23 protein-coding genes are annotated in these 24,208 nt (G+C 65.9%); 12 read left to right on the top strand and 11 right to left on the bottom strand.

The window, feature by feature from the left end; all coding sequences use genetic code 11:
- Positions 1–60: 60 nt before the first annotated feature.
- Both M4J39_RS16890 and M4J39_RS16885 read left to right on the top strand, forming a co-directional pair.
- Complete coding sequence (locus M4J39_RS16890; protein WP_254004979.1) at positions 61–732, top strand: DUF1007 family protein; 672 nt, start codon at positions 61–63, stop codon at positions 730–732.
- On the top strand, positions 723–1,784 hold the full coding sequence (locus M4J39_RS16885) for a nickel/cobalt transporter (protein WP_251729587.1): 1,062 nt from the start codon (positions 723–725) through the stop codon (positions 1,782–1,784). The genes M4J39_RS16890 and M4J39_RS16885 overlap by 10 nt, the downstream gene beginning before the upstream one ends.
- 13 nt (positions 1,785–1,797) lie before the next feature.
- Here M4J39_RS16885 and M4J39_RS16880 read toward each other — a convergent pair whose 3' ends face one another.
- Positions 1,798–2,544: a gamma-glutamyl-gamma-aminobutyrate hydrolase family protein gene (locus tag M4J39_RS16880; RefSeq protein ID WP_251729586.1), complete on the bottom strand. Its 747-nt coding sequence runs from the start codon at positions 2,542–2,544 to the stop codon at positions 1,798–1,800.
- Positions 2,545–2,834: 290 nt separating this feature from the next.
- Here M4J39_RS16880 and M4J39_RS16875 point away from each other — a divergent pair, with 290 nt between their 5' ends.
- The gene (locus tag M4J39_RS16875) at positions 2,835–3,941 is read left to right on the top strand and encodes a TRAP transporter substrate-binding protein (protein WP_251729585.1); all 1,107 of its coding nucleotides are present in this window, start codon (positions 2,835–2,837) and stop codon (positions 3,939–3,941) included.
- 65 nt (positions 3,942–4,006) lie between these two features.
- Here M4J39_RS16875 and M4J39_RS16870 read toward each other — a convergent pair whose 3' ends face one another.
- The 3 genes from M4J39_RS16870 to M4J39_RS16860 all read right to left on the bottom strand — a co-directional run bounded on the left by M4J39_RS16870 (position 4,007) and on the right by M4J39_RS16860 (position 7,389).
- Positions 4,007–5,080 (bottom strand): D-alanine--D-alanine ligase family protein, encoded by a 1,074-nt coding sequence (locus M4J39_RS16870; RefSeq protein ID WP_251729941.1) that lies wholly within the window; start codon positions 5,078–5,080, stop codon positions 4,007–4,009.
- 99 nt (positions 5,081–5,179) lie between these two features.
- Positions 5,180–6,829 carry a TRAP transporter large permease subunit gene (locus M4J39_RS16865; protein ID WP_251729584.1) on the bottom strand — a complete coding sequence of 550 codons (1,650 nt, stop codon included), beginning with the start codon at positions 6,827–6,829 and terminating at the stop codon, positions 5,180–5,182.
- 20 nt (positions 6,830–6,849) lie between these two features.
- Positions 6,850–7,389: a TRAP transporter small permease subunit gene (locus tag M4J39_RS16860; RefSeq protein WP_251729583.1), complete on the bottom strand. Its 540-nt coding sequence runs from the start codon at positions 7,387–7,389 to the stop codon at positions 6,850–6,852.
- Between the two features lie 280 nt (positions 7,390–7,669).
- Between M4J39_RS16860 and hemH the strand changes: the two genes are divergently transcribed.
- Together hemH and M4J39_RS16850 are read left to right on the top strand one after the other, a co-directional pair.
- Positions 7,670–8,683 (top strand): ferrochelatase, encoded by a 1,014-nt coding sequence (hemH, locus tag M4J39_RS16855; RefSeq protein WP_251729582.1) that lies wholly within the window; start codon positions 7,670–7,672, stop codon positions 8,681–8,683.
- Between the two features lie 282 nt (positions 8,684–8,965).
- The gene (locus M4J39_RS16850; RefSeq protein WP_251729581.1) at positions 8,966–10,396 is read left to right on the top strand and encodes a homospermidine synthase; all 1,431 of its coding nucleotides are present in this window, start codon (positions 8,966–8,968) and stop codon (positions 10,394–10,396) included.
- Positions 10,397–10,400: 4 nt separating this feature from the next.
- Here M4J39_RS16850 and M4J39_RS16845 read toward each other — a convergent pair whose 3' ends face one another.
- Together M4J39_RS16845 and M4J39_RS16840 are read right to left on the bottom strand one after the other, a co-directional pair.
- A complete protein-coding gene (locus M4J39_RS16845; protein WP_251729580.1) occupies positions 10,401–11,225 on the bottom strand; it encodes an AraC family transcriptional regulator in 825 nt (274 codons plus the stop codon).
- A 173-nt stretch (positions 11,226–11,398) separates the two neighbouring features.
- On the bottom strand, positions 11,399–11,872 hold the full coding sequence (locus M4J39_RS16840; protein ID WP_251729579.1) for a TrmO family methyltransferase: 474 nt from the start codon (positions 11,870–11,872) through the stop codon (positions 11,399–11,401).
- 226 nt (positions 11,873–12,098) lie between these two features.
- Here M4J39_RS16840 and M4J39_RS16835 point away from each other — a divergent pair, with 226 nt between their 5' ends.
- Positions 12,099–12,479 (top strand): hypothetical protein, encoded by a 381-nt coding sequence (locus M4J39_RS16835; RefSeq protein WP_251729578.1) that lies wholly within the window; start codon positions 12,099–12,101, stop codon positions 12,477–12,479.
- Here the strand turns inward: M4J39_RS16835 and M4J39_RS16830 are convergent, their stop codons facing one another.
- The 3 genes from M4J39_RS16830 to M4J39_RS16820 form a co-directional block, all read right to left on the bottom strand.
- Positions 12,480–13,610, bottom strand: a complete 1,131-nt coding sequence (locus tag M4J39_RS16830; protein ID WP_251729577.1) for a radical SAM protein — start codon at positions 13,608–13,610, stop codon at positions 12,480–12,482. It lies immediately after the preceding gene.
- The gene (locus tag M4J39_RS16825; protein ID WP_251729576.1) at positions 13,610–14,581 is read right to left on the bottom strand and encodes a WD40 repeat domain-containing protein; all 972 of its coding nucleotides are present in this window, start codon (positions 14,579–14,581) and stop codon (positions 13,610–13,612) included. Before M4J39_RS16825 ends, M4J39_RS16830 begins: the two co-directional genes overlap by 1 nt.
- A gap of 297 nt (positions 14,582–14,878) precedes the next feature.
- The gene (locus M4J39_RS16820; RefSeq protein WP_251729575.1) at positions 14,879–15,940 is read right to left on the bottom strand and encodes a GTP-binding protein; all 1,062 of its coding nucleotides are present in this window, start codon (positions 15,938–15,940) and stop codon (positions 14,879–14,881) included.
- A gap of 191 nt (positions 15,941–16,131) precedes the next feature.
- On the opposite strand from M4J39_RS16820, the gene M4J39_RS16815 reads away from it, so the two are divergent.
- The 4 genes from M4J39_RS16815 to eda all read left to right on the top strand — a co-directional run bounded on the left by M4J39_RS16815 (position 16,132) and on the right by eda (position 19,648).
- On the top strand, positions 16,132–16,668 hold the full coding sequence (locus M4J39_RS16815) for a MarR family winged helix-turn-helix transcriptional regulator (RefSeq protein WP_251729574.1): 537 nt from the start codon (positions 16,132–16,134) through the stop codon (positions 16,666–16,668).
- 118 nt (positions 16,669–16,786) lie between these two features.
- Positions 16,787–17,725 (top strand): DMT family transporter, encoded by a 939-nt coding sequence (locus M4J39_RS16810; protein ID WP_251729573.1) that lies wholly within the window; start codon positions 16,787–16,789, stop codon positions 17,723–17,725.
- Between the two features lie 102 nt (positions 17,726–17,827).
- Complete coding sequence (locus M4J39_RS16805) at positions 17,828–18,862, top strand: LacI family DNA-binding transcriptional regulator (RefSeq protein WP_251729572.1); 1,035 nt, start codon at positions 17,828–17,830, stop codon at positions 18,860–18,862.
- 153 nt (positions 18,863–19,015) lie between these two features.
- The gene (gene eda / locus M4J39_RS16800) at positions 19,016–19,648 is read left to right on the top strand and encodes a bifunctional 4-hydroxy-2-oxoglutarate aldolase/2-dehydro-3-deoxy-phosphogluconate aldolase (RefSeq protein WP_251729571.1); all 633 of its coding nucleotides are present in this window, start codon (positions 19,016–19,018) and stop codon (positions 19,646–19,648) included.
- A gap of 69 nt (positions 19,649–19,717) precedes the next feature.
- Here eda and M4J39_RS16795 read toward each other — a convergent pair whose 3' ends face one another.
- Positions 19,718–21,967, bottom strand: coding sequence for a bifunctional diguanylate cyclase/phosphodiesterase (locus tag M4J39_RS16795; RefSeq protein WP_251729570.1), 2,250 nt, complete (start codon positions 21,965–21,967; stop codon positions 19,718–19,720).
- Positions 21,968–22,145: 178 nt separating this feature from the next.
- Positions 22,146–22,724, bottom strand: coding sequence for a biotin transporter BioY (locus M4J39_RS16790; RefSeq protein WP_251729569.1), 579 nt, complete (start codon positions 22,722–22,724; stop codon positions 22,146–22,148).
- Between the two features lie 360 nt (positions 22,725–23,084).
- On the opposite strand from M4J39_RS16790, the gene M4J39_RS16785 reads away from it, so the two are divergent.
- Complete coding sequence (locus tag M4J39_RS16785; RefSeq protein ID WP_251729568.1) at positions 23,085–23,438, top strand: YbaN family protein; 354 nt, start codon at positions 23,085–23,087, stop codon at positions 23,436–23,438.
- Positions 23,439–23,487: 49 nt separating this feature from the next.
- Positions 23,488–23,991, top strand: a complete 504-nt coding sequence (locus M4J39_RS16780) for a GNAT family N-acetyltransferase (RefSeq protein WP_251729567.1) — start codon at positions 23,488–23,490, stop codon at positions 23,989–23,991.
- Positions 23,992–24,208: the final 217 nt, after the last annotated feature.

Genomic DNA, 24,208 nt, shown 5'->3' with positions numbered 1-24,208 from the left:
CGCCTTGTTTGGCAGCGATGTCTCGCCGGAGGCGCCGACCCGTCGCCGCCATCTCCACGGATGCCGCTCGTGATCAAGAGGACGATTGCCTTCGCCGCCGCGCTCGCCGCGGCCTTCGCCGCCGCGCCGGCGCTTGCCCATCCGCACGTCTGGGTCGATGCCAAGGCCGAGGTGGTGTTCGACGGCAAGGGCGAGATCACCGCCATCCGCAACATCTGGCGCTTCGACGACGCCTATTCGGCCTTTGCCAGCCAGGGCCTCGACACCAACGGCGACGGCAAGCTCAGCGTCGACGAACTCAAGCCGCTGGCCGACATCAACGTCGACTCGCTGAAGGATTACGCCTACTTCACCTTCATCACGGCTGCCGATGGCGAAGACGTCGACTTCGACAAGCCGACCGAATACTGGCTGCAGGACGACGGCGGCCGCCTCATCCTGTTCTTCACCCTGCCGACCAAGGCTCCAGTCAAGGCAGCCGGCTCGACTCGGCTGGAGATCTACGACCCCACCCTGTTCGTCGCCTTCCGCATGATCGACGACAAGGACGGACCAATCGTCTTCGATGGCGCGCCCAAGGGCTGCGCCGCCAAGACCTTCCGCCCACCCGACATGGACCCGGCCACCGCCGCGGCCCTGGCCGCGATTCCACTCGACCAGCGAGAGCTTCCCCCCGCCTTGCAGCTCCTCACCGAAGGCCAGACCAACGGGGCCGACATCGCATGTCCTTGACCGGTCGCCGCCTTGGCCTTGTTGCCATCCTGCTCCTCGCCGCAACACCGGTTCTCGCGTCGACCGGACCGTTCGGCGTCGGCTTGCCCGAACCCGCTGCCAGCGGCGGCGGCTTCCTTCCCGGCCTCTTCCGTACCATCGCCGCCTGGCAGGCGGGTTTCTACCGGGACCTTACGGCAACGCTTGCGGCCATGAAGGCCAATGGCAACGCCGGCATCTGGCTGATGACGCTGTCGTTTCTCTACGGCGTGCTGCATGCGGTGGGGCCGGGCCACGGCAAGGCCGTGATCTCCACCTATGTCCTCGCCAACAGGGAAACGGCCCGGAACGGAGCCATCCTCGCCTTCGTCTCCGCGCTCGCCCAGGCGGTGACGGCGGTGGTCATGGTGCTGGTCGCCACCGTGCTTCTCGGCGCCACCTCAATTGCCATGACGCGCGCGGCCGCCCTGCTCGAGACGGGCTCCTTCGCGCTGATCGTCCTCCTCGGCCTCTGGCTGGTCTGGCGCAAGATCGCCCGCCCACTCGCCCGCTGGTTTGCCGAACGCTACGCGCCCGTTGCCGTGACGGTGGGTGGGGCACCGGTCGTTCTCGCCACCAGCTTCGCTGCGGCGGAGGATCACGACGGCTGCGGTCACGAGCATCGGCTTGGTCTGAAACCTGCCCGGCATGTCCACGACGCGACCTGCGGTCACGTCCATGCGCCGCCGCCGGAGATCGCCTCCGGACGTCTTGACTGGAAGAAGGCGTGGTCGGCCGTGGTGGCCGTCGGCCTCCGCCCCTGCACGGGCGCGCTGATCGTTCTGGTCTTCGCGCTCAGCCAGGGCCTGTTGATCGCCGGCATCGCCTCGGCCTTCACCATGGCGCTCGGCACCGGCCTGACCGTCGCGCTTCTGACGCTCGCCACCGTCACGACGCGGGGACTTGCCGTCCGCATCGCCGCCGCCGGAGGTGGAGAAGCAGCCCGGCATCTTCACACCGTCGTCGAGGCGGGCGCCGCGATCGCCGTGTTGCTGTTCGGCCTTCTGATGTTCGGCGCCTCGCTCTGGGGCTGAGGCGCCATCGGCATCAGCGCTTGTCGGCCTCGGCGGCGATCGCCGCCCCGAAGGCTTCAAGAATGGCCTTCGACGGACCGTCGGTGGTCGCCCAATACTCGGGGTGCCACTGGACGCCCAGCGTGAAGCCGGACGCCCCCTTCACCGACACCGCCTCGATGGTTCCGTCCGGCGCCGTCGCCTCGACGGAAAGACGGTCGGACAGACGCGCTACCGCCTGCCGGTGCAGCGAGTTGACCTGGATCTCCTCGTCGACGATGCGGCCGAGACAGCCGCCGGCGGCGATCGTCACGCCATGACGGATGGCGAACTTGCCGTCCATGTCGGCAACGTCGGGGTGGCGGTGATCCATGCGCTCCGGCAGATCCTGGACGTCCGAGGCAAGCGTGCCGCCCAGCGCGACGTTGAGCTCCTGCAAGCCGCGACAGATGCATAGAAGCGGAATGCCGCGCTCGATGGCGCGCCGGATCAACGGCAGGCTGGTGGCATCCCGCACCTCGTCGTAGGGCCCCATCGCCTCGGTGGCCGCGACGCCATAATGGGACGGATGGACGTTGCTCTTCGACCCGGTCGCAACGACGCCGTCGACCCGATCGAGCACGGCGTCGAGATCGAGGCGCGGTCCGAAGGCCGAGAGGATCAGCGGCATGCCGCCGGACACCGCGAGCACCGCCTCGAGATAGGTGGTGGGAGCGCAGTGCCAAGTGTAGCCGTCGAAATCACGGGAGTCGGAAGTGAAGAGGACGACGGGTGTGGTCATGGGAGGATCCGAAGCGTTGAAGGTGCCTTCTTGTTAGCCGATCCGACGGACCGTCAGGAAGACCATTCTTTGGGCGCGGCAGCCTTTTGGCGCCGCCACGACGATTTTGCGCAACTTTCGGAAAAGTTTGCAGGATTGGAGCATCACCTAATTGCGCAATGCCGGTTTTTCCGCTTTTAATGCCCGCCGTGCCGGCTCGGCCCGCTCGCGGATCGGGCCGGCGCTTTCGAGTTTCAACGATGCCGCCGCGCCGCGCGGGGCCAGTGAATAAGGGGCAAGGGGAGGATCGCATGGATCGTCGTCAGTTCATCAGGAAGGCCGGGCTCGTCTCCACCGGCGCCGCGGCGAGCGTGGGAACGCTCGCCATGCCGGCCATCGCGCAGTCGCTGCCGGAGATCAAGTGGCGCCTCGCCTCCAGCTTCCCCAAGTCCACCGATGCCATTTTCGGTTCGTCCGAGCTGTTCGCCAAGACCGTGTCCGAGGCGACCGACGGCAAGTTCCAGATCCAGGTCTTCCCGGCCGGCGAACTGGTTCCGCCGCTGCAGGTGCTCGACGCCGTGCAGAACGACACCGTCGAGATCACCCACACCGCCTCCTACTACTTCATCGGCAAGGACCTGACCTTCGCCATCGCCACCTCGCTGCCCTTCGGCCTCAACACGCGCCAGCAGCAGGCCTGGATCCTCCAGGGCGGCGGCCTCGATCTCTTCAACGACTTCCTCGCCAACTACAACGCGGTGATGCTGCTCGGCGGCAACACCGGCACGCAGATGGGCGGCTGGTTCCGCAAGGAAATCAACACCGTTGCCGACCTCAACGGCCTGAAGTTCCGCGTCGGCGGCGTCGGCGGCAAGGTGCTGTCGTCGCTCGGCGTGGTGCCGCAGCAGATCCCGGCGCCCGACATCTACCCGGCGCTGGAAAAGGGCACCATCGATGCCACCGAGTGGGTCGGCCCCTACGACGACGAGCGGCTCGGCCTCTACCAGGTGGCGAAGTACTACTATTACCCGAGCTTCTGGGAAGGCTCGTCGGCGCTGCAGTACATGATCAACAAGAAGAGGTGGGAAGAGCTGCCCGACGCCTACAAGGCCGTGCTGAAGGCCGCCGCCGCGCTCGCCAACGACGACATGACCGCCGCCTATGACGCCCGCAACTTCGCCGCCCTGAAGCGGCTTGTCGCCCAGGGCGTGCAGCTCCGGCCGTTCAGCCGCGAGATCCTCGACGCCGCCTACGACGCCGCCTTCAAGCTCTACGAGGACGAAGCGGCGAAGAACCCGGCCTTCAAGAAGATCTACGAGCCGTGGAAGCAGTTCCGCGCCGAGAGCTACCAGTGGTTCCGCGTCGCCGAGTACAACTTCGACAGCTACGTCTACTCGCAGCAGGCCGCCGGCAAATAAGCGACCTCGCCCGAAACGCCATCGAGAGCCGCCCGCCCATCATGGCCGGGCGGTTTTCATTTTGATCAGCTGCCGAGCTGATCGGCCTCGGCATGGCGCGCGAACGCCTGTCGCACGAGGCAGTCGATGACCAGACGCATCGGCGTGCCGCTTGCCGCCATGGCCATCGGAAACATGCTGATGTCGGTGCAGCCGGGAATGGTGTTGATCTCGTTCACGACGAAGCGGCCATCGGCGCAGACGAAGAAGTCGACGCGGGCGCATCCGTCGCAGCCGGCAGCGCGGAAGGCGGCGGCGGCAGCCCGCCGCAGCTCTCGCTCGATGTCTTCCGGCAGGTCGGCCGGCACCATCAGCGCCGCGCCGTCCTTGTCGACATACTTGGCGTCATAGCTGTAGAAGCCGTGCTTCTCCGCCGGTGCGATCTCGCCCGGTCGCGACACGACAAGCGTGCCATCTTCATCCTCCAGCACGGCGCATTCGATCTCGCGGCCGCGGATGAACTCCTCGGCGAGCAGCTTGCGATCGTACTTGAATCCGGTGGCCACCGCCGCCGTATAATCGCCGGCGCTCGCCACCTTGCTGACACCGACCGAGGATCCCTGCGACGCCGGCTTGACGAACAGCGGCAGGCCGAGATCATGGGCGAGCGTGTCGAAGGCCGGTACATCGCCCCGACGGATCGTCGCCGACCGTGCGACCGGCAGACCAGCGTCGCGCAAGAGACGCTTGGCCACCTCCTTGTCGAGCGTCGTCGCCGAACCGAGCGTGTCGCAGCCGACAAGCGGCAGACGCGCCACGCGGGCAAGCCCCTGCAGCGAGCCATCCTCGCCGTTCTGGCCGTGGATGAGCGGATAGAGGAGGTCGATGGGCGGTACGTCCGCATCACCGTCGATGACGACCAGCCGGCCGCCGCCACCCGGCAGCAGCGCCAGCTCCGGTCCGCTCTCCGGACGGGCGAGCTTGCCGTCCTCGAAGCTGCTCAGGCGCCACACGCCCTCGCGATCGACGTAGATCGGCACCGCCTCGAAATGATCGGGATCGATCGCCCCGATCACGTTCACGGCGGACATCACCGACACCCCGTGTTCGGTGGACCGCCCACCGAATACGACGGCGAGGCGGGGACGGCTCGACTTCAGCTGTGTCACGGGAAACCCTCACGCTTGGCAGCGTGGAAGCCGCCGACCTTCAATGGCAGACGTGCCTGTCGATTATGGCAAAATTGTCCGACCGCCAACTCAGGGCGCCGGAGTCGCCCCGAAATCGGGCTGTGGCAGACCCGACGGCGGCGGTGCGGCGGGCGCAGCGCCAAAGTCAGGTGCGGCCGGGCTGCCGAACGAACTTGCCCCGGGGGCGGCAGGCGCAGCACCAAAGTCCGGCGCGGGGCCGCCGAAGGACGGAGCGGCGGGCGCTCCGAACGGGCTGCCTCCCGCCGCGGCAGGATCGCCGAAGGCCGGTGCGGCCGGCGCAGGCGCCATGATGTCGATCTTGACCTTGTCGAGGTCGATCTCCTGACGGTCGGCCTTGTAGTGCGTCACCACGCCGGGGAACAGGATGACCAGCGCCACCATCACCACCTGGATCAACACGAAGGGGACGGCGCCCATGTAGATCTGCGACGAGGTGACCGGCGCCGTTCTCACGCCGGATATCTTGTCGACGTAAGGATGGTTCGGCGCCACCGAGCGCAGGAAGAACAGCGCGAAGCCGAACGGCGGGTGCATGAAGGACGTCTGCATGTTGATGCCGAGCAGCACGCCGAACCACACGAGGTCAATGCCGAGCTTTTCGGCGACCGGCGCCAGCAGCGGGATGATGATGAAGGCCAGCTCGAAATAGTCGAGGAAGAAGGCAAGGAAGAAGACGAGGAGGTTGACCACGATCAGGAAGCCGACCTCGCCGCCCGGCAGGCCGGCCAGCAGGCTCTCCACCCAGAGGTGGCCGTTGATGCCGTAGAAGGTCAGCGAGAAGACGCGCGCGCCCAGCAGCACGAACATGCAGAAAGCGGAGAGCTTGGCGGTCTGTTCCAGCGCCTGCACCACCATGCGGAAGGTCAGGCGACGATTGGAGATGGCGAGCAGCAGCGCCCCCACCGCGCCCATGGCGCCGCCCTCCGTCGGCGTGGCGACGCCGATGAAGATGGTGCCGAGCACCAGGAAGACCAGCACCAGCGGCGGCACCAGCGACGTCAGCACCTTGCCGGCGAGCCGCCAGCCGCGCAGCGTCCGCGCCTCCGGCGGCAGGGCCGGCACCCACTTCGGCCGAACGATCGACACGACGAACACGAACAGCGCGTAGAAGACCGTCAGGATGAGGCTCGGATAGAGCGCGCCCTCGTACATGTCGCCCACCGAGCGGCCGAGCTGGTCGGCCAGCACGATCAGCACCAGGCTCGGCGGGATGATCTGGGCCAGCGTGCCCGAAGCGGCGATGACGCCGGAGGCGACGCGCCGGTCGTAGCCGTAGCGCAGCATGATCGGCAGCGAGATGAGGCCCATGGCGATGACGGAGGCCGCGACCACGCCGGTGGTGGCGGCGAGCAGAGCGCCGACGAAGATCACCGCGTAGGCGAGGCCGCCGCGGATCGGGCCGAACAGCTGGCCGATGGTGTCGAGCAGGTCCTCGGCCATGCCCGAACGCTCCAGCACCAACCCCATGAAGGTGAAGAAGGGGATGGCGAGCAGCGTGTCGTTGCTCATGATCGACCAGACGCGGTCGGGAATGGCCTGGAACAGGTTGGGCGACAAAAGGCCAAGCTCGATGCCGATCAGGCCGAAGCCGAAACCGCAGGCGGCGAGCGCGAAGGCGACGGGATAGCCGATCAGAAGGAACAGCAGCATCGAGCCGAACATGATCGGCGCGAGGTTGGCGACGAGGAAGGCGGTCATGGTGGGCGGTCCTCGTCCGGTCAGTTATGGGCGGCGTGGGCCGGAGACGGGTCCGGTCCGTTGCCCGAAAGGAAGGCGAGGCGCTTGATGATCTCGCTGATGCCCTGCAGGCCGAGCAGGGAGAAACCGATGGGAATCAGGATCCAGGCCGGCCACAGCGGCAGACCGCCGGCGCTCGACGACACCTCGCCGGACAGAACCTTCGACACCACCTGCGGCCAGCTCAGCCAGATGGCCGCCACCGTGAACGGCAGCAGGAAGAACAGCGTACCGAAAATGTCGATCACGACCTGCGTCCGCCGGCTGAGGCGAGAGGCGAGAATGTCGATCCGCACGTGCTCGCCCTTCAGCAGAGTATAGCCGGCGCAGAGCAGGAAGACCCCGGAGAAGAGGTACCACTGCCCTTCCAGAAGCGAGTTGGCAGAGTAGTTGAAGACCTTGCGAACGATGGCATTGCCCGCCGACAGCAGGATCGCCGCCAGCACCAGCCAACGAGCGAAATAGTTGACGCCGACGTTCAGTGCGTCGATCGCCGCGCACACCTTGAGCAAACCTCGCATTGTATTCCCCTGGCCGGATGTCGCCGCTCCCCGTGAGCGGCGCGCGTCATCCCCGCCACCTCCCTGGCTTTTCTTGCGGAGGCCGGGCTTCCATAGCTCATTTTCGGCGAGAAGCACAAGCAACCCGCAGGGAATACGCAATACCCATATGGTCTTGGCGGATTTTCGTCATGAGCGCGGAGCGCCGCGCCAAAAGGGCCCATCCTCTTGCTTGGGGCCTCGCGCGCCGCGCCGCTTTCGGCTAGAAATTCTCTAAAGTCACAGCCTGGATCGAGCCGAAATGTCGTTGCCGCCCAATCATCCCGTCGTTCCCCATGGCAAGGTCGGCGTTCTTCTCGTCAACCTCGGCACGCCCGACGGCACCGATCGCCGATCGATGCGCCGCTATCTTGAAGAGTTCCTGAGCGATCGGCGGGTGATCGAGACGTCACGTCTCATCTGGTACCCCGTTCTCTACGGCATCATCCTCAACACCCGGCCTCAGAAGAAGGGCCGCGACTACGACACCATCTGGAACCGCGAGCGCGACGAAAGCCCCTTGCGCACCTACACCCGTTCGCAGGCGGAGAAGCTGGGCGCCCGCCTCGGCAACGCCGTGACCGTCGACTGGGCGATGCGCTACGGCAATCCCTCGATCACCAGCCGCCTCGACGCGTTGCAGGCCGCTGGATGCGAACGCATTCTTCTCTACCCGCTCTATCCTCAGTATGCCGCGGCCACAACGGCCACGGTCAACGACAAGGCCTTCGCGCACCTCATCACCAAGCGCTGGCAGCCGGCGCTGCGCACCGTGCCGCCCTACCACGACGACCCCGTCTACATCGACGCCCTCGCCCGTTCCGTCGAAAGCCATCTCGCCACGCTGGCCTTCGAACCCGAGGTGGTGCTCGCCTCCTTCCACGGCATACCCCAGAGCTATTTCCGCAAGGGCGATCCCTACTACTGCCACTGCCAGAAGACGGCGCGCCTCCTGCGCGAGCGCCTCGGCTGGAACGAGGATCGGCTCCGCGTCACCTTCCAGTCGCGTTTCGGACCGGAGGAATGGCTCCAGCCCTATACCGACAAGACCGTCGAGGCGCTGGCCCGGTCGGGCGTCAAGTCGCTTGCCGTCATGACGCCGGGCTTCGTCGCCGATTGCCTGGAGACGATCGAGGAGATCGGCGTCGAGAACGCCGACATCTTCCGCGAGAACGGCGGCGTCAACTTCGCCCGCATCCCCTGCCTCAACGATGGCGACGACGGCATGGCGGTCATCGAGAACGTGGTGCGTCGCGAACTCCAGGGCTGGATTTAGTCGGTCGCATTGCGGTCTTTCGAGCGCCTGCGAAGTTCACCGCGCCACGCCTCCGCGCCGTCGCCGACTACCATCGGTTTTCTCGGCCGAGCCGAATGTCGAACCTCGGAATTTCTTCCGAGGGCGCGACTGGAAAACTTTGCGACGGCATGCTCTAATGTCTGCCGGGTACGGCATGGAAGGCACAGGCGCCGCCGTTTCACCCATGATTAGCTATTCCCGTTGACCTGCAAGACGCGGAGATCTTCCGGCACCAGGGGTGCCGCGACAGGAGAGGTTTGAATGAATTCATCGCCCGTGCATGGCACGATCACCGGTCCCATCGTCATGATCGGTTTTGGCTCCATTGGACGCGGTACGTTGCCGCTCATCGAACGGCACCTTGAATTCGACCGATCGCGCTTCGTCGTCATCGATCCCAGCGACGCCGGCAAGGACATCCTTGCCTACCACGGCATCCGCTACATCCAGGCGAAGATCACCCCCGACAACTATCGCGACATTCTGACGCCGCTGCTCACCCAGGGCGGCGGCCAGGGCTTCTGCGTCAACCTGTCCGTCGACACCGGCTCGCTCGACATCCTAAAGCTCTGCCGGGAGATCGGCGCGCTCTACATCGACACCGTCGCCGAACCCTGGGAAGGCTTCTACTTCGACAAGGAGATCGAGCCGGCCCATCGTACCAACTACTGGCTGCGCGAAGCCGTTCGCGCCGAGAAGCGGGCCAATCCGGGCGGCACCACGGCCGTCTCCTGCTGCGGCGCCAACCCCGGCATGGTCTCGTGGTTCGTCAAGGTGGCGCTGGAAAACCTCGCCCGCGACATGGGGATCGCCTACGCACCGCCCAAGGGTCGCGAAGACTGGGCGAAGCTGATGCAGACCATCGGGGTCAAGGGCATCCACATCGCCGAGCGCGACACCCAGCGCACGCTCATCCCCCATTCGATGGACGTCTTCCGCAACACCTGGTCGGTGGACGGCTTCGTGTCGGAAGGCCTGCAGCCGGCCGAACTCGGCTGGGGCACCGGCGAGACCTGGGAGCCGGAAACGGCGCGCCACCACGACGGCGGCTGCCAGGCGGCCATCTATCTCCTCCAGCCCGGCGCCAACACGCGCGTCCGCACCTGGTGCCCGACGCCGGGTCCGCAGTTCGGCTTCCTCGTCACGCACAACGAGGCGATCTCCATCGCCGACTACTACACCGTCGGCGAAGGCGCTCACCCAGAGTACCGGCCGACCTGCCACTACGCCTATCATCCCGCCAACATCGCCGTGCTCTCCCTGCACGAGATGTTCGGCCAGGGCGGCCAGGTGCAACAGGCGACCGAGGTGCTGTCCGAGGACAAGATCATCGATGGCGCCGACGAGCTCGGCGTGTTGCTCTACGGCCATGGCAAGAACGCCTACTGGTACGGCTCGCAGTTGACCATCGAGGAAGCGCGCAAGCTCGCCCCCTACCAGAACGCCACCGGCCTCCAGGTCACCTCGGCGGTGCTCGCCGGCATGGTGTGGGCGCTGGAGAATCCCGAAGCCGGCATCGTCGAGACCGACGAAATGGATCACAAGCGTTGCCTTGAGATTCAGATGCCCTATCTCGGACCGGTGAAGGGCTACTACACCGACTGGACGCCGCTCGCCGGTCGTCCCGGCTTCTTCCCCGAGGATATCGACGAAAGCGATCCCTGGAGCTTCCGCAACATTCTGGTGCGGTAAAACTTCAGCGGTCGGCTCCATCCACCGTTCCAACGATCGGAACCAGGATTTCGACGCCCTCGCCCCCATCCGGGCGAGGGCGCTCGATGACGAAGTTGGCGGCCAGCCGATCTCCGGCCGCCGGCAACAAATCCTCGTAGATCGCCTCATAGGCAGCCGCCAGGGTCTCGTCCGGACGTTCGATCACGAACCTTCGGCAAAGAGCGGCTGGAACGCGCAGCAGGGCGAATGGCAGCGGCAGGTCCTCGCCCGTGCCGCACACGAAGCCGACGGCGCAGGTGTAGCGTGTCTGCGGATCGCCGCGCCAGAACGCCACCTGCCGCATGTCCCTTCTGTCGACTCGCAAGCCAGCCTCTTCCAGGTGCAGCAACACGGCCCGCCAGAGACCGCCAGGCGCCGCGGTATCGTCCAGGACATCGACCGTCAGCGCCGAGAGGCAAAAGGCCGGCGACGCAACGGTTCCAGCCTCACGGACCAACCCGACCGAGCACCCGCCATCCGCCCTCAGTGCCCGACGGTAGGCGCTGGGCGACAGGCCGGTGCGGCGGCGGAACGCCCGTGCAAAGGTGGTCACGTCGACAAAGCCGCACTCCAGAGCGACGTCGAGCACGTGCGCCCGGCCGGACCGCAGGCGCTCGGCGGCCCGCGTCACCCGGCGGCCGGTGAGCCAGGAAGCCGGGCTCTCGCCAGCCACCGCCAAGAACAAGCGTGAGAAGTGGGCCTCCGAGTAACCGGCGCGCTTCGCCATGGCGGCGACGCTCAGATCGTCGGCAAGCCGCTCGTCGACCCACCGCATGATGTCCTCGATGATCTGCCGGTTCGCACGCATGGCGTCAGCATGCAACGGCCGCCCGGCAAACAAAAGCGCCACCTCATACGCGTTCCGCTTGATCCGGACTCGTCCGGATCAAGCGGGTTTCGGCCTGACCGGCCGGCGCCCGGTCGGGCGCTTCCGCCTCCGTCAGATTCCGCCCGAAAGGTCGAAACCCGACGGAAACAGTATCAGTCGGTAAAGACGGAAGACCAGTCGAAGGCGCCCGACGTTTCCACCGAACGCGGCCAAGCGGCACACCATGCTGGCGGCTCCGGGATCTCGACCCGGTCCAGACTCGGCTGGTACGGCTTGATGTCGAGGATCGGCGTACCGTCATCGCAGTCGATCCAGCCGGGGCGGACAATGCCGGCAGCCATGTCGATGCCGACGAGTTCCACCACGGTCATGCAGAGCGGGTTGGGGCGAAGCGGCGACCGCGTCGCGAACACGCCCAGCCGTTCCGGGGCGCCGCGATAAGGTGCAGGCAGCACGAGCGGCGTCTCCCTCGCCCGTTCAGCCTTGTGGGCGAACCAGTAAACGACAATCCAACGAAAGGCGTCGAGACCGACGAGACCTTCCCGATACCTGGATTCGATCTCCATCAAAGAACCTTCGCCGGTTTGGACGACGCGGCCGATGGGAACAAGGCGGCAGGCAGTCATGGCGTTTCTCCATCTGGGCAGTGACGGAACAATCGGTCACCACGGAACCCGAGGAGAGCTAGGCCATGCCGAGCCAAAGAGCGCGGCGGTTTCCGCCGGTTCCGCGCCAAAGATCGGCGTTCTCTGATGAAAGCGGACCAGTCGCTTCATCAGGTTGCCGCTGTATTTTTACTTATTATGCAGTATGATCTTTCTGACCGGACTTTTTGCCGGCATGGAGACCATTGTGAGCAATCCCATTTCGCTCCTGTACTTCCGCACCGCCGCCGTCCTGCTGATCGTCGGCATGTTGTTCGGCATCTACATGTCGGCGAGCGGCAATCACGCCGCCGCCGGCGCCCACGCCCATCTCAACCTGATCGGCTTCGTGGTGATGGCCGTCTACGGCATCTTCTTCGGCCTCAATCCGGCCAGGAGCACCGGCCGCCTGCCGAAGATTCTCTGGGCGCTCAACACCATCGCCGCCGTGGTGATGTTTCCTTCGCTCGTGCTGCTGCTCAACGGCAACCCGAGTTTCGAGCCGCTGGTCGCCGCGGCATCCTTCCTGGCCCTCGGCGGCGCGATCCTGTTCGCGGTGGTGCTGTTCCTGCCGAAGGCGACGGCCTGATCAGCCTTTCCAGAGCAGCGTGTCCCGGTCGCCGGGAACGTCGAGCTCGTTGGGAAAATCGGGGAAGACGAAGCGCTGGCCGGCCTTCTCGAAGGTGACGAGGCCAGCCGATCGGTCGCGCGCCACGACATGCTCGCGCCGGACCTTGCCGACCGGGCTGTCCAGGGTGAAGCGGACGGCATTGATCCAGCTCGGCGTCGTGGCGGTGAGCTCGTCCTGCAGCGCGAAGAAGCGGTCGAGCGTCACCCGGAAGGGCGCCGAATGACGGATCGGTTCGGGTACGTAGACGGACAGCGTGCGCACCCGGTGATCGTCGAGCGTCTCGATGAGGCGCGCCAGCACGTCGCGATGGTCGTTGACCCCGCGCAGCAGCGGAAAGTGATTGTAGAGCCGGATGCGATGCCGATCGAGCCGGTCGAGCACCTCCGCCACCTCGCCACAGATCTCGTAAGGGTGGGCGAAGTGCAGGACGAGTCGAACGTCCGCTTCGGCGAGAAGATCGAGCTTCTTGTCGTCGCCGAAGATCTTCGGGGCGAAGGCTGGCGTGCGGGTATGCAGGCGGATCGACCGAATGGTCGGAACCGTGCGAATGCCCTGAAGCACCAAAGCAAGGTCACGCAAGGACAGCGTCAGAGGATCGCCGCCAGACAGCACCACTTCCGACACCTCGGGCCGCGAGCCGAGATAGGCCGTCAGCCGCTCCACCTCGGCGCCAAGGCCTTTGAGGTCGCCGCCTTCGGCGTGGGCATCGGTCAGCACGTCCTGCCGGAAGCAATACTGGCAGTGGCCGGCGCAGACCGATGTCGGCATGAACAGCACGCGGTCGGCATACTTGTGGATGATCGCCCGCGAGCCCGGCACCGGCATGTTGGCGCGGTCATCGACCCAGTCCGGCACCTCGCCGCCGGCCGGGGCGCCGAAGCGCTCGCGCGTCGGCCGCACCATGCGATGAAGCGGCCCCTCCGTGTGACCGAGCGCCGCCGCTTCCTCGTCGAGCTTGCGCTGGTAGAAGGCCGGCACCTTGATCGGCAGCAGCCGCTCGCGGATGGCGAGCGCCGCATAGGCGGTATCGAGTTCGCCCTGTTTGGCCGGCGTGGTGCGTGAGGAGACGGAGGAGCGAAGAGCGGTCATCAGCGTGTGAGGTCGATTAGGCCGGCGGCACCGCTTTCGCAGCCAAAAGCCAGCTCCAGGCCGTTGCCGCTCCAGGCGAGCGCCGACAGCGGCGAGCCGTTCGGGCGGGCGAGCAGCACCTCCTCGCGATCCGAGAAGCGGCTCAGCAGGATCATGCCGTCGTCATAACCGAGCGCGGCGATCTCCTCGGCCGGGTGGCAGGCGACGCGGGTCACCAGTTCCTGGCGGCCGCCGAGTTCCAGCGGCCTCTGCCCCATCGGTCCATCCTTGTGGAAAAACGGCCACAGTACCGAAACGCCGGCGCCGGAGGTGGCGAGATAACGCCCCTTGACCGACCAGGACATCGACTTGACCTTGGCCGGATAGCCGGACATGCGCATGTGCTGGCCGTCGCGCAAACGCCAGCCGTGCAGCGCCATCTCCTGCATGGAAGTGACGACATTGGCGCTGTCGGGCGACAGCGTCACCGCGATGTGCGAGCCCTTCCATTCGAGTTCCTGCACCGGCGCGGCGGTGCCGGGGAACCACAGGCCGACGCCATTATAGCCGGCTATGGCCACACGGAGCCCCTTGGGAAAGAAGGTAAGGCCGAGCGCGGCGCGCGGCCGTTCCAGCTCGTGCACCTTGCCGCTGCCGTCGACCACCACAACCGTGCGGCCCGATGCAAAAGCGACGGCGCCGCCGGGGCCGGCGGCGATCACGTCGATCCACTTGCGGCCACGCTCGGCGACGAGGGTGCTGGTGCCATCGACCGTGGTGCGCATCACCTTGCCGTCGTCGCCGCCGGTGATCACCGACTTGCCGTCGGCGGCGAGCGCCGAGGAGAGAATGCCACCCGCATGCGGCTTCACCACACGACCGGCCGTGCCGAGCGCGATTGCGCCGTCGCCGGTGACGAAGGTCGGCACGCCGGCCACGTAATGGATGTCGATGACATAACCGGAAAGCGGAAGCGGGGTAACCTCGGGCACGACGGCGGCTCCGGATCATTGGTGGGAATGACGTGACCGGAGTGCGTCATCCGGCTGGCAAATGCAAGAGCGGCTGTGAACCAGAAGCCGCGAGGCGGCTTCCGGCGCCAAGTGGCGCCCGCGCGAAGCGCGAAAGCCAAGGGCCGGAGGCCTGCCGGCGACTGAGGCAGAAAGACCAGAAGCCGCGAAGCGGCTTCCGGCGCCAAGCGAGCCTGACGTGGCGAGCATCGCCCCGTCAGGCGCAAAGCGAAGCGGAAGCCAAGGCGACGGATGTCGCCGCCGGCGCCTGAGGCTGGATCAGGCAGCCGCGGCCTTGAAGCCGGCTTCCAGCTCGGCATGATCGAGCTTGCGACCGATGAAGACGAGACGGCTCTCGCGGGCTTCGCCGGGCTTCCAGTCGCGCTGCAAATCGCCTTCGACGATCATGTGCACGCCCTGCACCACGTAGCGCTTGGGCTCGTTGGGGAAGGCCAGGATGCCCTTGAGGCGCAGGATGTTGGGACCTTGCGCCTGGGTGATTTCCGAGATCCACGGCAGGATCTTGTCGGGGTTGAGTTCGCCGGTCTTCAGCGACACCGATGTGACCTCGGTGTCATGATGCGTCTCGTGGCCATGATGGTGATGATCGTGGTCATGATCATGGTGGTGGTGATCGTGATCGCAGTCCGGTCCGCAGACGTGATCATGGTCGTGCTCGTCGACCTCCAGGAAGGACGGATCGAGTTCCAGCACGCGATCGAGGTCGAACGAACCGCGGTCGAGGACGGCATCAAGCGCCACGCCCGAGCGGGTGGCCTTGTGAATGCTGGCGTAGGGGTTGAGCTGACGCAGCGTCTTCTCAACCTCGCGCAGCTCCTCCGGCGTGACGAGATCGGTCTTGTTGAGCACGATGACGTCGGCGAAGGCCACTTGGTCCTCCGCTTCCGGCGCGTCTCCGAGGCGATCGAGGAAGAACTTGGCGTCGACCAGCGTGACGACGGCGTCGAGATGAGCGAACTTCCTCACTTCCTCGTCCATGAAGAAGGTCTGGGCGACCGGCACGGGGTCGGCAATGCCTGTGGTCTCCACCAAAATGGCATCGAAGCTGCCGCGCCGCTTGGCGAGGTTCTCGACGACGCGGATCAGATCGCCGCGCACGGTGCAGCAGATGCAGCCATTGTTCATCTCGAACACTTCCTCGTCGGTATCGACCACGAGGTCGTTGTCGATGCCGATCTCGCCGAACTCGTTGACGATGACGGCATAGCGCTTGCCATGGTCCTCGGTGAGGATACGGTTGAGCAACGTCGTCTTGCCGGCGCCGAGGTAGCCGGTGAGGACGGTGACGGGGATGGACGGGGTGGCGGCCGAAGCGGACATGCGCATCTCCACGGATAAGAGGACCGCTGTCCTAGCACGCCCTCCTGACGGACGCACGACAAAGGCGGACGGCGGCTTATGGAAAAATCTTCGGCCCCTAAATAAGTGTCATAGTTCCATGTGAAAAGGGGATCACTCAAAGGTGTAGAGCGACGGCCCGTCGGCCGGCGCCGACGACGGAGACGAGGGGCATGAGCTTCAACCATCGCAAGAGCGTCACTCACCGCCTGGTGCAGGCGGCTCGCGTCCATCGTACACGCGCCGCAGTCCATCTCGGCCGCATCGGCCTGCATCCCGGCCAGGAGGCCGTGCTGAAGGCGCTGGCCGAACGCGACGGCCAGTCGATGTCGGAGCTCGCCGCCGAGCTCGCCGTGCAGCCGCCGACGGTCACCAAGATGATCTCCCGCCTGGGCGCGCAGGGCCTGCTCACCCGCCAGACCTCCAGCGCCGACGGCCGCCTTGCCCGGGTGTTCCTGACCGATGCCGGCCGCGAGCGGGCCGGCGCGGTGGATGCCGTCTGGAAGCGCGTCGAGAAGGAAGCGCTGGCCGGCCTCGACGAGAAGGACCGCAAGCGCCTCAAGAAGCTCCTGCGCCAGATCGAGAAGAACCTGCTGCCGACCGGCGTTGCCGCCCATGCGGACGATGACGACGACGAGATGATTGAAGCTGCCGCCAAGCCGGCCGCGCCGATCCTGCGCGAGGAGGCCGAGGAAGGCGCCACAGACTGACGGCGCCGTCGACGAACGGGCTTACATCGGCCAGAACAATACTTTAGTATGATTTTGAATCGATCCGGTGGCGATCCCGCGCCGGTGCCCAGCCCGTCATTCGCCAGCGAAATCCCCGATGTCCTTTCCCGGGCCAAGCGCGCCCTCGCCCCAGCCGCCCGTTCCCCCCACCCGCGCCCCCCTCAAGGCCCTGATCCCGCTATTCGGCTCGACCATGGTCTTTGCGTGCCTCGACACGACCGCCAAGGCGATGAGCTATCATCTGCCGGTGATCGAGGTGTCCTGGTTCCGCTACGTCATCAACCTTCTGATGGCGATGGCGGTGCTCAACCCGCTGTCCTCGCCCGGCGCCTGGCGCTTCGAACGCCCCGGATTGCAGATCTTCAGGGCTTTGCTCCTGACGATCATGACGCTCGCCAACTTCAGCGCCCTGCACTACCTGCAGGTCGCCGAGGTGACCTCCATCGGCTTCCTGTCGCCGATGGTCATCACCCTGCTGTCGGTGATCTTCCTGCACGAGAAGATCGGCATCCGCCGCGTCGGCGCCATCGCCGTCGGCTTCCTCGGCGTGCTGCTGATCACCCAGCCGGGCTTCGGCACCTTCCACCCGGCCATGCTGCTGGCGCTGACGTCGATGATGTCCGGCGCGGTCTACAACCTCGTCACGCGCCACCTCGCCACGCGCGTCAATCCGGGCTCGCTGGTGATCTCGCTCGCCGCGGTGCCGAGCCTCTTGTTGATTCCCCCGCTCCTCTTCGTCTGGCAGACGCCGTCGTCGCCGCTTGTCTGGGCCGGCCTGATCTTCATGGGCGCCGCCGGTGGTTTCGGCCACTTCCTGGTGATGACCGCTCATCGCTTCGCGACGGCCGCCACCCTCGCCCCCTACGGCTACGTCCAGCTCATCTGGACGGTCGTCTCCGGCTACCTCGTCTTCTCCGACGTGCCGTCGATCTGGACGCTCGTGGGAGCCGGCGTCGTCGTCGCCTCGGGGCTCTATCTCTTCCACCGCGAGCGCGTCGTTCACGCCCGCGAGATGGCGGCCGCGACGCGTTCCTGAGGGAAGCGTCGGCGGCCGGTTCCGTACGTAGGCAATTCAGTTGACGCCGCCCGTCCTTATGTTTCATGTGATCGATTGAGACGGCAGAAAACAGGACGCTAGATGACCACCAACAAACGGGAAGACCTTCGCCGATTCCGACGCCGCCGCGTGACGCTGAGCCAGCTCGCCGCGCAGCTCGAGGTGTCGACTGCGACGGTCTCCCTGGCGCTGCGCGACAACCCGGCCGTCTCGGCCGAAACGCGCAAGCGCGTTCAGGCGCTGGCCGCCGAGATGGGCTACATCTACAACCGGCAGGCCGCCTCGCTGCGCACCGCCCGCACCGACATCGTCGGCGTGGTGGTGCACGACGTGCTCAACCCCTATTTCGCCGAGGTGTTTCGCGCCGTCGAGAGCGAGCTCGAGACCTACGGCCTCACCATCCTCATCTGCAATCACCGCGACAGCATCGAGCGCCAGCGCAATTTCGTCCAGGTGCTGCAGCAGCAGAACGCCGACGGTCTGGTGCTCTGCCCGTCCGTCGGCACCACCGTCGCCGACATCGAAGCCATCATGCGCACCGGCACGCCGGTGACGCTGGTCTGCCGCGACATCGACGGCGCCAACGCCCCGAGCGTGCGCGGCGACGACCGCCACGGCATGTACGAAATCACCCGCCTCCTGATCGGCAAGGGCCACAAGGACATCGCCTTCGTCGGCGGCCTGCGCTCCACCTCGTCGGGTCGTGACCGTTACGCCGGCTTCCGCGAGGCGATGACCGAAGCCGGTCTGACCCCGGTGCTCGACATCCCCGAGCTGATGACCCAGGGCGACGGCCGCAAGGCGGCGGAAATCATCGCCAACCATTCGCCGCGCCCGTCCGCCGTCGTCTGCTTCAACGACGTGCTCGCCTTCGGCCTGATGAGCAGCTTCGCCCGCCTCGGCATCCGCCCCGGCGTCGATATGGCCGTGACCGGCTACGACGACGTCGATGGCTCGGAAACCTGGGCACCGGCCCTGACCACGGTCGAGAACGGTTCCGAGGAGATCGGCCGGGAAGCGGCGCGTGCCATCTACGCGCTGATCGTCGGCGAGGAGCCGCCGTTCGAGCATAAACTCATAGCTCCGCATCTGGTCATTCGGGAATCGAGTGGCTGATCCGGTCGTTTTCTGCCATACCAGCGTGGAATGGTAGGATGCTCGCAGCGTTGCCGACGATCCTGCCGCCCTCTGCCGGTTGGTGCGAACCGACGCCTGCATGCCGTCAGGCGTGACCAGCGCGCCACGATCGACGATACCAAAGGACACGCCATGTTCGACACCTCCGCCCTTCTCGCCGTTCTCCGCCGCGCGCCGGTGGTTCCGGTGCTGATCATCGACCGCCTGGAAGACGCCGTGCCGCTCGGCACCGCGCTGGTCAAGGGTGGCCTGCCGGCGCTGGAAGTGACGCTGCGGACGCCGGCGGCGCTCGACGCCATCCGGGCGATGAGCCGGATCAAAGGCGGCGTGGTCGGGGCCGGAACCGTGCTCGACCGTGCCCAGGCCAAGGCTGCCGTCGAAGCGGGCGCCAAATTCCTGGTCAGCCCCGGCGCGACGCCCGATCTGCTCGACGCGGCGATCGAGCTCAACGTTCCGCTCCTGCCCGGCGTCGCCACGGCATCGGAAGCGATGGTGGCCCGCGACAAGGGCTACCGCATCGTCAAGTTCTTCCCGGCCGGTCCGGCCGGCGGCCCGAAGTACCTGCAGGCGCTGGCCTCGCCGCTCGGCGAGATGGTGTTCTGCCCGACCGGCGGCGTCAGCCTCGACAACGCGGCCGACTATCTCAAGCTGAAGAACGTCGTCTGCGTCGGCGGCTCCTGGGTGGCGCCGACCGACGCCGTCAAGGCGGGCGACTGGGCGCGCATCGAGCAGCTGGCGAGAGAAGCGGCGGCGATCGCCGCCTGACAGCTGCAACGAATCTGGAAATGCCGTATCGCCGATCGGGTCAAACCGGTCGGCGAAGTCGTTTCGCGCTCAGGCACGAACTTGGGCGGCGGTCATGCTGACCAGCCCCGACGCCTCGATCTGCGCCGGCAGCATGGCGCGCGAGAACAGGTAGCCCTGCCCGAAATCGACACCGAAATGCCGGAGCATGTCGCGTTGGGCCGAGGTCTCGACGCCTTCCGCGATCACCGGGATGCCGAGGTCGTGGGCAAGCGCGGTGATGCCGCGCACGATGGAGCGGCTTTCGCGTTCCTCGGTCAGCGTCGCCACGAAGGAACGATCGATCTTCAGGAGGTCGACCGGGAAATCCTTGAGGTGACTCAGTGAGGCATAGCCGGTGCCGAAGTCGTCGAGGGCGATCTTGATGCCCTTGTCGGCCAGTTGCGACAGCGTCGTCTGCACCTCGTCGGCCACCTTGGACAACAGGACGTTCTCCGTTACCTCGACCATCAGCGCCGCCGGCGGCACGCCGAACTCGTCGAGCGCGGCGGTGAGGCAATCGCATAGGTCGCCGCGCCGGAACTGGGGCGTGGCAACGTTGATCGCCACGTGATCGAAGACGATGCCGCGCGCACGCCAGTCGGCCGCCTGACGCACCGCCTCGCGGATGACAAGGTCGCCGATGGCGAGGCCGAGTTGCGGATCATCGAGGGCGATGCCGAAAAAGCCGGGACTGGCGATGAAGCCGTCCGGACGGTGCCAGCGCAACAAGGCTTCGAAGCCGGCCAGCACGCCCGTGCGTAGAGAATACTTGGGTTGGTAGTGGAGGCGCAGGTCGCCCCGGTCGATGGCCTGGCGGATCGCCCTGAGGATGGAGTGGCGCAGCTCGATGGCTTCCCGCATCGCCCGATCGAACAGCACGAAGCGGTTCCGCCCCTCGCCCTTGGCCTCGTAAAGGGCGATGTCGGCATCCTTGAACAGCAGATCGGCCGGCGTACCGGAGGGCGAGCGCGCGATACCGACGGAGATGGTCACCGGTATCGACTCCGCATCATAGGCGATGGGCTCCTGCAGGCCGCGCATCATCTGTTCGCCGATGGCGATCAGCTCGCTCTCGCCGCCGCAGTCCGGCATCATCAGCGCGAACTCGTCGCCGCCGAGCCGGGCGACGATGCCGAGTTCGCCGACCGCCTCGCGCAATCGCCGCCCTACCTCGGCGAGCAGCACGTCCCCGGCATGGTGTCCGAGTGTGTCGTTGACCGATTTGAAATGGTCGACGTCGATCAGATAGAGACCGACGGTCCGAGCCGGCGTCCGGAAGGCCAAGGCCCGGTCGAGCCTCTCCTGGAATACGGCGCGGTTGAGAAGCCCCGTAACCATGTCGTGGGTGGCGATGAAGTTGACCTCTTCCTCGGTCGCCCGCTGCAAGGTCGTGTCCTGCACCGTACCGAGAAGACGAACGACCTTGCCGCGCTGGACCTCCGCCTCGCAGACGCAACGCGCCCAGCGTCGCCGGCCGGACTCGGTGGTCAGCGGGATTTCCGTTTCGAAGGACTCGCCGCGCGTCAGAACGCGAACGATCAGCCGCTTGACTTCGCCTGCCGCTTCTTCCTGGCAATAGCCCAGCAACGTCAGGAGATCCGGTGGCGTGCCCGCCTCATCGAGTTCCAGCAGGCGATAGATTTCCGCCGACCAGATCATGCGGTCGGCGGCAACGTCATACTCCCATCCGCCAATGCGGGCGAGACGGGCGGTCTGCTCCAGAAGGCGCCGCTGCTTGCCGATCTCCCACTTCTGGGCGGCAATCTCGGCATCCTTCTTGGCACGAGTGATCTGGTCGACCTCGCGTTCGATACGAATGCGGCGGAGGTGCAGCCGGTCGACAATGGCACGCGTCAGGCGCTGCAGGTTCTCGATATCGGCGACCGAGATCTTCCGCGGCTCGTCGAACATCGCCACGACCGCGCCAATGCAAAGTCCCCTTTTGACCTCGATCGGTACGCCGACGGCGGCGCGCATGCCGTTCTCGCCCTGAACGAGCGGATGATCGCGGAACAACGGATCACTGGCGAGATTCTCGTAGACCACTGCCTTGCCGGCCACGACGACCTGCTCGCTCACCGAAACGGAGCGCGGAAGCGTGGCTACGTGCCGGCCAGCGAAGGCCTTGCACCACGAACGGTCGGTGTCCTGAAAGGTGATGACGGCCGCCTCGGCGCCAAGCAGGCTACGGGCGAGATCGCAAAGACCGTCGAACTCGGGCTCGGGAGGCGTATCCAGAATGCGGTAGCGATAGAGCTCGCGCAGCCGCTTCTTCTCGATTGCGCCCGATCTGATCATCGCCCTCGTCACTCCTCGGCTCGACAGAATGGTCGCAGCCGCCCCCGCGGGTGAGCAGTTTGCGAGCTGATCGTTTCCAAAGCCTGAATCGGAGCGCAGAAAAGCGACTTATCTCCATAAAACGGCGGCCGCCGGGAAAACCGGCGGCCGCCTGAACGTTTTCTGAAATGAGCCTGCCTCAGAGCGCCGTCGAAAGCGACAGGCGCCCCAAGCCGCGGGCGACCGCCACGGCCAGCACGATCTTCAAGACATCGCCGAGAACGAACGGAACGAAACCGTAAGTAACGGCGCTCTCCACGCCGATGAGCCAAGCGAGGAAAGCGACGCCGAGCACCATCAGCACCGCTTCACCAGCGACGGCGGCCACGACGAGGCCCCAGATGCGGCCGGCGGTGCGCTCGGCAATCAGTCCGGCAACAAAGGCGGCGCCCACGAAGCCGACGAGATAACCGGAGGTCGTCGGCTTGACGAGGAGCGTCCACAGCGTATCACCACCCGACAGCACCGGCAGGCCGATGGCCGCTTCGGCCAGATAGGCGACAACAGCGGCGGCGCCGAGGCGGGCGCCGAACAGCAGACCGACCAGCAACACGGCGAACGTCTGCATCGTCATCGGCACCGGGAAGAAGGGCACCTCGATCTGGGACGCGGCGGCGATCAGCAGCGAGCCGAACACGACCGCCGTCACCTTGACGGCGCGGCTGGAGCTGGCGAGCGAACGGGTGAAGGCGGTGGACGATTGGTTCAGAGTGATCAAGTCTCGGTCCTTTCCGGCGTGGCGTCGCGGCCCCGTCGATCACGACATGGCGCCCGCGATCGCGACAGCTTTCCTGCGGACAAAAACATCAAGCCGGTGCGTCGTCAAGATGACCGGGCACCAAACCATACGAGACACTACGTATGCAAGGCAAAGTCTCCACCGGTGGATAAGCTCCAAGCCCGTGCCATCGTCAACCAATACCGCTTCCGTCAGGTTTTGACCTTCCGGGCGGAACCTGACGGAAGCGGAACGCGTATAGCCCGCGTGCTTGTCCCCGGTTGCCCGTTGCGAACGCCTCGCATAGTCTCGTTCTCGGAAATGGGCGCTCTCGCCCACCGCGACGAAACGGTTTGGTGCATGCGTCAGGCCTATTTGATCATCGGCTGCCTGATGGTGGTCATCGGGGCGATCGGCGTGGCGCTTCCGCTTTTGCCGACGACGCCCTTTCTCCTGATTGCCGCCGCCTGCTTCGCGCGCTCGTCGCCTCGCCTCGAGGCGTGGCTGCTGTCGCACCGCCGTTTCGGGCCGCTCCTCGCCGCCTGGCGGGAGCGAGGCGCCATTCCGCGCTCGGGCAAACTTCTGTCGACGGTCGGAATGGCGCTCGGCTTCTATGCCTTCTACAAAGGGAGCCAGCCCGGCCTGATGCTCATGGCGATCGTCGCCTCGACTTTCGTGTTGATTGGCATCTACGTCTGGTCGCGCCCGGAGTGAATGCGTTGCAGCTGGCCTCAGTTACCAATCAGACAGGGTGCAGATGTCCTTGAACATTGTCGACACCGAACGGATTCGCTTGCGCCCTCTTGAAGCGAAGGACGTTTCTCGCCTCGTTGAAGCGCTGAACGACTGGGACACTGCGCAATGGCTGCCTACGGTGCCTTTCCCCTATCGGCGTGAGGATGCCGAAAGCTTCATTACCGACAACGCAAGCATGAACCCGCCTCAGGCCTACGCCATCGCGTCGAGAAGATCGGATGAACTCATCGGCGTCATCGGCCTGGTCAGAAGCGGCACCACCGCTGAGCTCGGATACTGGCTCGTGCCGAGGCATCGCGGCCTTGGACTGGCAAGCGAGGCTATCCAGCACCTGATCGCGGCTCAGGATGCATCTCTCGCCTCGATCTTCGCCACCGTGGATCGGGGGAACATCCCCTCGATGAAACTTCTTGAACGGGTCGGCTTTCGCCTGACCGGTGAGCACGCCAGGGAGACACCCAACCGCCGCGGCAACATCGTCGTACTTCGCTATGAGCGCGACATGCGGTAGCCATCCGCGGCCGGACAGCTGCGATTGTAAAGACGCGTTAGCGTTTCTACGTTTGAGGTTCGTGATACGACAAAGCCCTCCGGAGATTTCTCTCTCGGAGGGCTTTGTGTGTTTGTTTGTTTTGTGAAGAGGTTTGTGTCGTGTGTTTTGTTGTCTTGTCTTGCCCTTTGCAGGCCTGGCAGCGACCTACTCTCCCGCGTCTTGAGACGGAGTACCA

Origin of the sequence: Pleomorphomonas sp. NRK KF1, from assembly GCF_023721755.1 — a bacterium.
Taxonomy (GTDB): Bacteria; Pseudomonadota; Alphaproteobacteria; order Rhizobiales; family Pleomorphomonadaceae; genus Pleomorphomonas.
The sequence above is the reverse complement of the archived record's forward strand: the minus strand, read 5'-3'. Positions and strand labels throughout refer to the sequence as shown.